Annotated in this window: 10 protein-coding genes and 1 pseudogene; 7 read left to right on the top strand and 4 right to left on the bottom strand. The window is 41.0% G+C overall.

The window, feature by feature from the left end; all coding sequences use genetic code 11:
- Window positions 1-208: 208 nt before the first annotated feature.
- The 3 genes from FTU83_RS06895 to FTU83_RS06905 all read right to left on the bottom strand — a co-directional run bounded on the left by FTU83_RS06895 (window position 209) and on the right by FTU83_RS06905 (window position 3,257).
- Window positions 209-778 carry an L-threonylcarbamoyladenylate synthase gene (locus FTU83_RS06895; RefSeq protein WP_111885874.1) on the bottom strand — a complete coding sequence of 190 codons (570 nt, stop codon included), beginning with the start codon at window positions 776-778 and terminating at the stop codon, window positions 209-211.
- Window positions 779-809: 31 nt separating this feature from the next.
- Entirely contained in the window at window positions 810-1,991 is a 1,182-nt protein-coding gene (gene dprA, locus FTU83_RS06900; protein WP_180010745.1) for a DNA-processing protein DprA, read from the bottom strand.
- Window positions 1,992-2,102: 111 nt separating this feature from the next.
- Complete coding sequence (locus FTU83_RS06905; RefSeq protein ID WP_180022161.1) at window positions 2,103-3,257, bottom strand: LysM peptidoglycan-binding domain-containing protein; 1,155 nt, start codon at window positions 3,255-3,257, stop codon at window positions 2,103-2,105.
- Between the two features lie 119 nt (window positions 3,258-3,376).
- On the opposite strand from FTU83_RS06905, the gene def reads away from it, so the two are divergent.
- From def to FTU83_RS06920, 3 genes are all read left to right on the top strand, one after another.
- Window positions 3,377-3,907, top strand: coding sequence for a peptide deformylase (gene def / locus FTU83_RS06910; protein ID WP_078191459.1), 531 nt, complete (start codon window positions 3,377-3,379; stop codon window positions 3,905-3,907).
- Between the two features lie 90 nt (window positions 3,908-3,997).
- The gene (locus tag FTU83_RS06915; protein WP_180035144.1) at window positions 3,998-4,417 is read left to right on the top strand and encodes a DUF2946 family protein; all 420 of its coding nucleotides are present in this window, start codon (window positions 3,998-4,000) and stop codon (window positions 4,415-4,417) included.
- Window positions 4,418-4,489: 72 nt separating this feature from the next.
- Window positions 4,490-6,556, top strand: coding sequence for a TonB-dependent copper receptor (locus tag FTU83_RS06920; RefSeq protein WP_180105983.1), 2,067 nt, complete (start codon window positions 4,490-4,492; stop codon window positions 6,554-6,556).
- 47 nt (window positions 6,557-6,603) lie between these two features.
- On the opposite strand, the pseudogene FTU83_RS06925 reads toward FTU83_RS06920, so the two are convergent.
- A pseudogene (locus FTU83_RS06925) lies at window positions 6,604-7,814 on the bottom strand (oxygenase MpaB family protein).
- Between the two features lie 106 nt (window positions 7,815-7,920).
- Between FTU83_RS06925 and FTU83_RS06930 the strand changes: the two are divergent.
- From FTU83_RS06930 to FTU83_RS06945, 4 genes are all read left to right on the top strand, one after another.
- Window positions 7,921-8,517, top strand: a complete 597-nt coding sequence (locus FTU83_RS06930) for a TetR/AcrR family transcriptional regulator (RefSeq protein WP_078194008.1) — start codon at window positions 7,921-7,923, stop codon at window positions 8,515-8,517.
- Window positions 8,518-8,628: 111 nt separating this feature from the next.
- Entirely contained in the window at window positions 8,629-8,958 is a 330-nt protein-coding gene (locus FTU83_RS06935; protein WP_180105984.1) for an ATP-binding cassette domain-containing protein, read from the top strand.
- Between the two features lie 17 nt (window positions 8,959-8,975).
- Window positions 8,976-9,278: an AAA family ATPase gene (locus FTU83_RS06940; protein ID WP_373685361.1), complete on the top strand. Its 303-nt coding sequence runs from the start codon at window positions 8,976-8,978 to the stop codon at window positions 9,276-9,278.
- Window positions 9,275-10,537, top strand: coding sequence for a hypothetical protein (locus FTU83_RS06945; RefSeq protein WP_180105985.1), 1,263 nt, complete (start codon window positions 9,275-9,277; stop codon window positions 10,535-10,537). Before FTU83_RS06940 ends, FTU83_RS06945 begins: the two co-directional genes overlap by 4 nt.
- Window positions 10,538-10,867: the final 330 nt, after the last annotated feature.

Raw genomic sequence — 10,867 nt, forward strand, 5'->3', positions numbered from 1 at the left:
TTTGTTAAATTTAAAAAAATATTACATAATACTTTCATCGTAAATGATGAAGTAATTCTTAATAATTACTTGATATTTACCCAGAGATTGCAAGACCCTCTGGATGTGATTTTATACACATCCTTTTTTATGCTCAGCCATCCCTATATGGCTGAGCTTTTTTTTGCCTGTATTTTCCCGAAAGGCAGGTGTAGACAGGCATCCGAGCTTATGCGCGGATGATTTCACCTGTTTCAGCATCAATAATTTTGCTTGGTTCTTGGCTTAGGCCGAGATCACCATTTAAGTAATTTAGTTCATTGGCAAAATATTGATTGGCTTCTTGTAAGGAACGTGCAGGGGTTAATCCTGCAGGATTGGCACTGGTAGACACAATAAAGCCATTAAAAGCTTGGCATAAAGCCACACATAAAGAGTGGGTAGTCACACGGACTGCGACTTTTGGATGATTGCCTTTAATCCATGTTGGAATATGGTCGCCAGCCGGTAATAACCATGTGGTTGCACGTTCATTGGGTTTACGGTTGGTCCAGGTCGCAATGACTTGCTGACGCATATCTTCTGTTAAGCCTTGAAGCAGGTGTTCAACTTGAGCGACATTGGCAGCCAATAAAATCACGCCTTTTTCAATGGGACGTTGTTTTAGGCGCAAAATTTCGAGAAAGGCTTGCTCATTGTAGGGATCACAGCCCAATCCCCAAACAGCCTCTGTAGGATATGCGAGAACCTGACCTTTTTTAAGACAGGAAGCTGCTTCTGCAACAGAGGTGGTAATCATTTCTATAGACCTTATCTGATTCGACAAAGGACTATTGTGAACCTAATTTACCCATTCGACAACGTAGGTAGTGTCCGGCTTGTTGTGTGGCATAGCCCATTAACTCTAATTCCATCAGTTGACTGGTTAATGTCGCGGTATCAATTTTGAGTTGAATGGACAATTGATCAAGGCTTTGGCCGACCCAATCAAGCTGCCGATACAATGCAACTAAATGGTCCGGTATGGGTTCGGGTGGAGGTGTGTCCGATGTTGCTGTTTTTGGTGTGGCTATTTCGGTGGTTGTTAAGGTTTCGGCAGCCTGTGATTGCCACTGTGTGGCTAGTGCCAAGTCTTCAATAACCTGTTGTGGATGATCAATCAAAATTGCACCTTCGCGTATGAGTTGATGGCAACCTTGATGTGACTCACTATAAATATGGCCTGGGATGGCAAAAATAGATTTGCCTTGTTCGGCAGCGCGTTGAGCTGTGATCAGTGAGCCACTTTTTAATGCCGCCTCCGCCACGATGACACCAAGACTGAGCCCACTGACGATACGATTTCGATGTGGAAAATGGTGTTGCAATGGGGGAGTGTGTGGAAGAAACTCACTGATTACGGTTCCCCCATGTTGGATGATTTCTTGTCTTAAACGCTGATGTGCGGTCGGATAAGTTTGATCTAAACCTGTACCCATCACGGCAATGGTTCTGTGGTGTTGTATGGCAGCGCGATGTGCCGCTTCATCAATTCCTTGTGCTAAACCGCTATTGATGTAGAACCCTTGCTCACTTAGATAATAAGCAAAATCATAAGCAATTTGCCGACCTTGGGGACTAGGTTTGCGGCTACCAACAATCGCAATTTGGGGTTGCATCAAGGCTTGGGCATTACCTTGCCCAAATAGAATGGGCGGCTTGTCGCTATAAGGTAAAAGCTGTTGAGGATAGTTCAGGTCTTCAGGAATCAGTACAAAGTCACTGTATTGTTCAATATCCTTGAGACATTTTTCAAAGCTAAGCTGTCCACTTGGACTATGAAATTCTTCAAAGCGCTGTAAATGATTTTTATGCAGTCCTAATTTTTGCCATGTGGTGATTTGATCAGGCTTAAGGGCGTGGTGTAGGGCAGGATAGTGCTGCTGAATTTTATAGAAACTACGAAGTGAGTGTTGCACCACAAACCACAGGCGAATGTAATCTAAATGCAAGTCAGTCAATGAGTTGAGCATAATGAGACCTTTGAATCTGTCTTCTTTTTATGGTTTAAAATGATCAGTGATATCGTTGTTGGATAATAAAAAATGAGGCTGAAATACAGCCTCATTTTTATGGATTTGGTCTTAGTCATCCATCAGTGGTGGCTGAATCGTTGCACCTACTTTGATTGGTAATTCGCTTTCAAGTACATAAGCATAGCTTAGGTTATCAAACGTTTTGAATACCATAATGTTACCAATACGTTGTCCTGGAAGTTGAACACGTTCTTTGGTTTTTGGATCAGTCACGATTTCACCTTTTTGGTTCACGCTAAAGACTTGACCAGATTGAACGCCTTGCAAGCTACCACGGTCGATCGTCACAACACTGTGAACCGCTGCAGTACCAATCGAGCCCATAACACGAACTACACTACCGCCAGCAGTGACATTTTCTGCATTGGTTGGATAGAACAGTGTTGGCAGCATTGGATCATATTCAGGAAGAACACGATCGCCACGACGAACTTCGGCATTATAAGTATCGGTTAGTTCTAAAGTGGTAATGTCATTTTCACCACGAACAGCAACACCTGAAGCGACTTGAGTCAGTTCTAAACCTGCGTTGTATTTTTTGCCATTTGCATCGGTAAAGATGTACGGTTCGCCTTCACGGTAAACAGCATAACGTTGACCAACTTGCATACCTTGGCCGCGTGCATAAACTGTTTGGCCTTTGGCTGCCAATACACGTTGATCAGCTGTACCTAAAATGTAAGGTGTGCCTTCCACAGAATCAGCTGCAACAATCATGCTGCGCTCAAGCCATTGCTTAATATATTCTAATGGGATAACCGGAATCGCACTGTTGAGGGATTCAACACGAACTTGTGGTTGAAGTTTAGTGCCACCTGTATAGCGACGAATGATACCTTCACAGCCATCACCTTCATCCTTACCGATGATTGGGCGGCCATTGTAGGTACACATTAATAGGCGGTCACCTGGGAAAATCCAGTGCGGATTTTTCACGTGTTTATTGCTCGCCCAGATTTCAGGCCAGCGCACAGGATTTTTTAAGAAACGCTTGGAAATATCCCACAACGTATCGCCTTTTTTCACCACATAAACTTGAGGCGCACCTGCCTTCAATGACGGTGGATTGACGTTACGAGCAGGGGCAGCTTCTGCAACACTGACCATTCCCATCCCCACACTTACACAGACTGTAAGTGCCAATAATTGTTTTTTAAACCCCAAGGCACTAAAAGTTGGCATGCCCTTCAAAACCTTTTTCATTATCATAATTCCTAAAATTATGTATGTAACTGCGTTATAATAACGATATTACACACAATTTTTTGATGAAGCATTCCTTCATTTTGTTTTTTGATCAATGGCATAAGTGAGGACGTCGTATGGCCTTATTACCTATTTTAAGTTTCCCCGATCCCCGTCTTCGTACCATTGCAAAACCAGTCGAAGAAGTTACTGATGAAATTCGTCAGTTAGCAGCCGACATGTTTGAAACTATGTATGAAGCACCGGGAATTGGCCTGGCAGCAACACAGGTAGATCACCATATTCAGCTGATAGTCATGGATTTATCTGAAGAAAAAGATCAACCCATGGTGTTTATTAACCCCAAAATTACGCCATTGACGCAAGAGACGCAGCCCTATGAAGAAGGCTGTTTATCAGTGCCTCAAATATACGATAAAGTTGAGCGCCCGTCACGTGTAAAAATTCAGGCAATTAACCTTGAAGGTCAATCATTTGAAGTGGAAGCGGACGGACTTCTCGCAGTTTGTATCCAACATGAAATGGATCACTTAAATGGTAAGTTGTTCGTCGACTATCTATCGCCTTTGAAACGTCAACGTGCACGTGACAAAGTGGAAAAATTGGTTCGCCAGCGTCAAAAAGATAAAGTCGCAGTTAAACGTTAATTGATCGCGGTTAAAAAATACCTGAGACAAGCCCAATTTCGATTGGGCTTTGTTATACTTGGGGCAGACAAATGTTAGGGTTTACCTGTATTGTTTCGTAGTGGAGTGCTGCTGTCCTTTGCAGCCGTTTTTTTGCAGATTGCTGTTTTTTTACAGCCATTATTGCCCAAGCAATATCAAGTTGCTCCGGTCTGCGAAACCATTACGCGTGCACTTTTACTTCCCAATGTTCATGCTGAACATACCGCACATTCACACCATTCATCTTCCGCTCATGTAGAGCAAGTTCAAGTCGATCATACAGCCCATGAACATGATGCCAGTCATCAATGTCAGTATTGTACGGTCTACGGCAATTTGGTTTTGCCCCCTGAACTTGATGTAAAAGAAGTGCTTGATCGAATTCAAGTTCGTTTAATTGCTTTTCAAAAAGCTTTCAAGCATGTCTGGTTTGTTCTTCAACAACTCTTTTTACTTCCGCAAGGTCGAGCCCCGCCACTCGCTGCATAAATCCGACGTTTTTTAAACTTGGGTCTTTGAGGACTCAGGTACGCCTTTATTTATGTATTTTGTGAGATAAACATGGCTCAGCCTAAATTTTTTCTACAGCCTCTTGCGGCTGCAATTTGTGTTGCCTGCTATTCAACTACAGTGATGGCTGACGAGATGTCCGTAGAGATGACGGGAACCAATGCTGTACAAACTTTAGCACCGATTGTGGTGACATCACATCAGGGTAATGATGCCAATGGCCTGATTGTTCGTGCCAACCCCAAACAGCCGATTCAACCGATACCTGCCAGTGATGGGGCCGATTATTTAAAAAGCATTGTGGGTTTTAGTGCAGTGAAAAGTGGCGCAGGAACCAATGGCGATGTGACGTTTCGTGGCATGTTTGGTTCACGCATTAAAATATTGACCGATGGTACAGAAAATCTCGGGGCTTGTCCGAGTCGTATGGATGCACCGACGTCTTATATTTCCCCTGAAAGTTATGACCGAATTTCAGTGATTAAAGGGCCTCAAACGGTTCAATATGCCAATACAGGTTCTGCTGCAACAGTCTTGTTTGAACGCAAACCTGAACAGTTGGATGCTGATAAAAACTACCGTGGTCAAGCCAGTGTGATGATCGGCTCTTATGGTCGCTTAGATCATAATGTCGAGGCGGCTGTGGGCGATGAACATAAATATGTCCGTCTAAATGCCAGCCGTTCTGTTGCAGACAGTTACCAAGATGGAGATGGCAATACTGTGCCGTCAGACTGGGAGCGTTGGAATACAGATTTGGCACTCGGTTGGAGGCCAAACGAAGATACATGGGTAGAACTTACTGGAGGTAAAGCCGATGGTGAGGCGGTGTACGCGGGCCGTTCAATGGATGGTTCGCAATTTGCCCGTGAAAGCTTGGGGCTTCGAGTCGAGAAAAAGAATGTCACTGAGGTGATTAAGAAAATTGAAGCACAAGTGAACTATAGCTTTAATGATCATGTCATGGATAACTATAGTTTACGTCCTGAACCAATGATGAAAATGGCGACTAATGTTGCTCGTAAAACATTAAACGCTCGTATGGCCGTAACCCATGAATGGGATAGTCTTCAATTTATTACGGGTATCGACAGCCAAAATAACCAACATAGTATTCGTAAAACAGATTCAAAAAATCATATTGTTTATCAAGACCAGCCACGCATGACAGACATGAAATATCAGTCTTATGGTGGTTTTGGTGAATTAACCTATCATTTTGATGATCAAAACAGTTTGGTTTCAGGTGTTCGGTTTGATCAAGTCGATGTGAAAGATGAACGACAAGATTCAATTGCTCAAGGTTATAACCGTAAATTGGATAAAACCTTAACAAGTGGCTTTATCCGTTTTGAAAATACACATCCTGAACATGATGATGGTAAAACCTATATTGGTTTAGGCTATGTAGAACGTATGCCAGATTATTGGGAATTATTTAGCCCAAAATCAGGAAATGGTGATATCAATACATTCAATCATATTGATACGGAAAAAACGCTTCAGTTAGATATGGGCTATCAACATCAACATGGTGCTTTGAATTCTTGGGTGTCGGCTTATGCTGGTTTGGTGAATGATTATATTTTAACGAGTTATAAGCATGGAACAGGAATGATGGGAGGTATGGAAGCGCATAGTCGAAATATCGATGCAACCATTGCAGGTGCAGAAGCTGGGATTGGCTATCAATTTACAGATGCGATCCAAGCAGATGTCAGCGCAATGTATGCGTGGGGGGAAAACACCACGGATAATACGCCATTACCACAAATCTCACCTTTAGAAGCTCGGGTAAATTTACGTTATATCCAAGATAATTATACTTTGGGAGCATTTTGGCGTGTGGTTGATGGGCAAAATCGTATCAGTGCGTACCAAGGCAATATCGTGGGTTATGACCTGAAAGAAAGTGCAGGTTTTGGCACACTGTCATTAAATGGTACTTATCATATTGATGAGGGTGTAGATGTATCTGTGGGTGTGGATAATCTCCTGAATAAAACCTATACCGAGCATCTGAATAAACTGGGTGATGCAGGGACAGGTTTAGCGACCGATCAACAGTTTAATAATATTGGTCGCAATTATTGGGCACGTATTTCGATGAAGTTCTAAGTCCGGACATTTGTCATCCAAAAAGCAGAGCGATCGCTCTGCTTTTTTTATTGGTGCATACTTGCCAGTTGTTTGGCCTTACTTTGATACAGTGCTAAACCGAGTTTTTGAATCGCACGGCCTTTTTGCTGTAATTTTTGATTTAAACTCGGGACATGCTTAGCTTAGCACCTGAATACAGGACGAGATTTCTAGCTAATAAATAATAGGCAAACCATGCGGCGGACTGGGGTTTGAGCCCTAATTTATGCATGCGTTTTTTGCCAATAAAAAATTGTGTCAGCTCCAGATGTTGTCGATAAGCCAGTTTTTGCTGAAGCGGTCGGAGGTATTTGTACTGTCTTTCAAAAGGTTCTTTAGAAAGACTGGCATCGAGAGCCATGCTGCTTGCATCGGATTGGGGGTGTACAAATTGCATCCAATACAGCAGTTTCCAACCGTCAGATTCTTTTGAAATTAACCATTTTTCATCAATACCCATCAACCAGCCGACATAGCGCCAAAAATGCAAAAAGCTTTCAGTTTCTTGTTTTGACGGAAAAATTCCTAAAGCGCGAATGCCCAAAAGTACCACACTGCTAAAGGCAAGATTGGTCATCGCCAAGTCAAATTGATTCATCGGTACCCCCCACGTTGCAAAATCCCAGTCTTTGCCTTTTTGGAGTTGATGCCGTACCAAAGCATGAATAAAACGCACATAAATCGTCGATGTAAATCCTGCATGCAAACGTTCGAGTCCGCGTTCTTCAGTGATATCTACCCACCATTTAGTGGTTTCAGCTAGACGTGTACCGGCTTGTTTATTTAAAGCACCGGTCAGCATGAGTGGCTGATTGAAACCGGGGAAGAGATAACCGACCATGAGTGAAAGGTCTCGCAAAATAAAGCCATTGTTAATCCCGAGTCGATGGGTGAACTCAAGGGCTTGCTGTATTTTTTCTGGCTCTACCCACGGCGGTGTTTGTTCAACATGCTTAAAAAAATGCTCGAGTTCAGGAATAGAAAAGGGAAGCTGCTCGACACCTTTAAATAGAGCGATTTCAAAATATTCACGATGCTGTTTAGGGTTCTGCATCATCCACGTGAGCACTTTTTCCATCTGTGGGTCACCACATTGCAAGGCTTTATTGAGGTCAAGATATTGAGGGTAATTCGGCTGTGCAGCTTGACCCGTCAAATGAGACAGCAGAAAACTCAGCAGATTAGATTGCTGCGTGGCCTGAAATGAAGCCAGTCGGGTATTGAAGTGAGTGGTCATGTTTTGATCTTCAATGTTATTGTTGCATACCACACTAATATGAATATTTATTCGCATTCAATTCGCATCCAATTCGCATAACACTATCGCATTGGAGAGCAATAGAATGAGAAAAAGACCACAACAACAACGCGCGAAAATGATTGTGGAAAGCATTTTGCAAGCAGCGCAGTTGTGTATTGCAGAACAAGGTTTACTGGAGCTGACGACGCCCAAAATTGCGGAAAAATCTGGTGTGAGCGTTGGATCGATTTATCAATATTTTGAAAATAAAGAACAAATCGTAGAAGAGTTACTGCTCAGAAAATCAGAACAATTGGGGTTAGCACTAAAAAATATAGTCGTGGAGCAAGAGCAGCACAGTATTTATGAGGTGATCCCACTTTGTATTCAGTTTGGCTTTGATATGTTGAAAGCTGATCGTGGCTTCTTCATTGAGATCTTAAAACATTGGCATCAATACAGTCATTCAGATGCCTCTCAGGTTTTGGAAAAGCATTTTTTTGAAGTTGGGATGTATTTATTTAATCGTTATTATTCACATTGGAACTTTGAAACGCTGAAACATCGCTCTTTTGTGATTATTAACAGTACTTTATTTACCATGATGCGCTATGTGAGCAATAATAGTTTTTTAATTACAGAACAGCAGCTTAAAGTGGAATTGTCGAAGATGATTTTGGCGTATTTAGATAGTGAATAACACTTAAAAAATTAAATTTGTCGATTAAAGAATCTATTTAATTCAGATCTAAGATATGTGAAGATAGATTAATAATAAATCAATAACTTAATATAATAAATCAGGAACATCATGATGGTTTCTTTGAGCTTGCAGCAATTGTCCAAATCTTTTGCGGGAAAATGTATATTTTCAAATCTAAATTTAGAGTTAAACGAATTCGGAATTGTCGCTGTTGTCGCTGTTGTTGCTGAGAATGGAGTAGGGAAGTCCACCTTACTTGCGATGATTGCTGGGATGCTGGATTTCGATGCAGGCAATATTTTGATTAATGATCAGCCATATGCCCCTCATAACAATGAATACAAGAAACTTGTGGCCTATGTGCCAGATAAAAGCCCTATTTATGATTTTTTACAAGGGCAGGAGTTTCTGAATTTAATGTGTGATATTCAGGGATAGCGCATGAACAGTATCAAATATTCATTGAAAAATTTAAATTAGAACACTATTTAGCCACGCCATTTGCTGACATGTCTTTTGGCACAACCAAAAAGTTTTTATTGGTTGCAGCCTTAATGACTTCGGCACCATTACTGATTTTAGATGAACCGAGCAATGGCTTAGATCAAAACGCCTTGGCTGAATTAACAAGCATACTTTTACAGCAGAGCCAATCAAAATTGATTCTATTGTCTTGCCATGATCCTGTATTTAGAGACAGTCTTGCAGCAAAAATCATCGAGCTAGATCGGTTAAAGTCCAATGAGCAGGCGGCATGAATATACAAAGACATGTTGGGCAGCGAACAATCATAAAAACGCTTTTGAAATATCGATGGATATTTTATGTCAAGACCACAGCAGACGCAGTTGCACGGCAAAAGCATTTACTTATTTTAATCACATTAATTCTCGGGCCAATGCTATTCGGACTGCTCTTATCATTAGTGCAGCCCATTATTGATTTGGTTTATTGCAAATCAATAATCACGAATCTGTTTATTTGGACAGGCTTTCTTGCCTTAAATGTCTTTTGGTGTGCGATACAACGTAAAGCTTTAAGTGGTGGGGAAGGGTATTGCTATCTAGCGCTATTGCCCATCACGCTCAAAAGTCGTTTTGCAGTGGAAATTAAATTTTTAGGCAGTTTAAGCTTTTTGCTGATACTGCCATTTGTTTTAGCGCTTCTATATGTTTGGGTTGAGTATGAACTCTTGGCTTCCCTAGGCATCAGTGTATTGATGCTACTTTGGATCTTTAATTTATTAATTATACAAATGCTGTTTTTACAACAGAATCAATATTGGGTTTTAGTCTGTCTTTTGACATATTTGCCAATTTTGAGTCTAGCGATATTGGACGCTCAACTCGTTGCGCTGTTGTTATCTACTTTCATCTGTATAGCGGCAATAAAATTTTGGCTACTCGGTAGGAAATCAAAATCAATAAAGCTACAAGTACCTAGCGTATTTCTGATACAGAAATATAGCCCACTCTGGCTCAATCAAAATAAACTCATTATTCGTCAGGCATTTCATAAAAGATTTCTAACCCATCGTATTGTCAGTATCGGTATATCAGTTACTGCGGTTGTGATTTTGTATTGGTTCGCCACACAGGCGGATACTTGGAACATCATGAGCCTTGATTTCACTGCTTCACAATTATTCCAATTAATGTGTGCCGTCTATATTGCACTGAGTTTATTCAATCTAGGCGTAATAAAAATGGACTTAAAATCAAATTTTGAATCTGCAGAACAATTCTGGATCATTCAAGGGTTCACACGATGGCAGCTCAGAAAATACGAATACTGTGTTTTATTGATAATTGGCTTAATGATGAGTGTGCCAGTTTTGCTGTGGCTACTGCTGAAAGGTGGATTTGTTGATGTGCTATTGATGGTTACATTATTTGGTATCGCCATTCCATTTATTCAATGGCTGTATAGAAAACCTGAAGAAGTGCACGGTGTTATGCCAGTTTTAATGTTTATCTTATGGGTGCCTTTGGCGTATTGCATGCTTTCTGTACGCTAAAAACACTTTTTTAAGTAAAAAACACTGATTTAGTAGAATAAATAAACAAACGTAATGAAAAATTAAAAATAAATGGAAAAGGGTGTTGCGTTGGGTGTGAAATGCTGTAGAATGCACATCCATCGGCGGTGATGAAGATTAAAACTTCTGATAAAACAATGACTTGGTTGAATTGATTAAGTTAGGTTTTATTTGATAAGTTTAAAATAATTTGAATTACCGGTTGACTCTTTAGAAATAAAGAGTAATATAGCCGACCTAGCTTGCTGGTGACGAACCAACAAGAAGATCATTAAGAGATTATGAAGAACAACTTGTGTGGATTTTTAC

Origin of the sequence: Acinetobacter sp. YH12152, assembly GCF_013418285.1 — a bacterium.
Taxonomy (GTDB): Bacteria; Pseudomonadota; Gammaproteobacteria; order Pseudomonadales; family Moraxellaceae; genus Acinetobacter; species Acinetobacter amyesii.

Bases quoted from the DNA above. Each gene is read 5' to 3' on its own strand.
- FTU83_RS06920 (WP_180105983.1), top strand. From the start codon at position 4,490: ATGGCTCAGCCTAAATTTTTTCTACAGCCTCTTGCGGCTGCAATTTGT.
- FTU83_RS06945 (WP_180105985.1), top strand. From the start codon at position 9,275: ATGAATATACAAAGACATGTTGGGCAGCGAACAATCATAAAAACGCTT.
- def (WP_078191459.1), top strand. From the start codon at position 3,377: ATGGCCTTATTACCTATTTTAAGTTTCCCCGATCCCCGTCTTCGTACC.
- dprA (WP_180010745.1), bottom strand. From the start codon at position 1,991: ATGCTCAACTCATTGACTGACTTGCATTTAGATTACATTCGCCTGTGG.
- FTU83_RS06930 (WP_078194008.1), top strand. From the start codon at position 7,921: ATGAGAAAAAGACCACAACAACAACGCGCGAAAATGATTGTGGAAAGC.
- FTU83_RS06895 (WP_111885874.1), bottom strand. From the start codon at position 778: ATGATTACCACCTCTGTTGCAGAAGCAGCTTCCTGTCTTAAAAAAGGT.
- FTU83_RS06935 (WP_180105984.1), top strand. From the start codon at position 8,629: ATGATGGTTTCTTTGAGCTTGCAGCAATTGTCCAAATCTTTTGCGGGA.
- FTU83_RS06905 (WP_180022161.1), bottom strand. From the start codon at position 3,257: ATGAAAAAGGTTTTGAAGGGCATGCCAACTTTTAGTGCCTTGGGGTTT.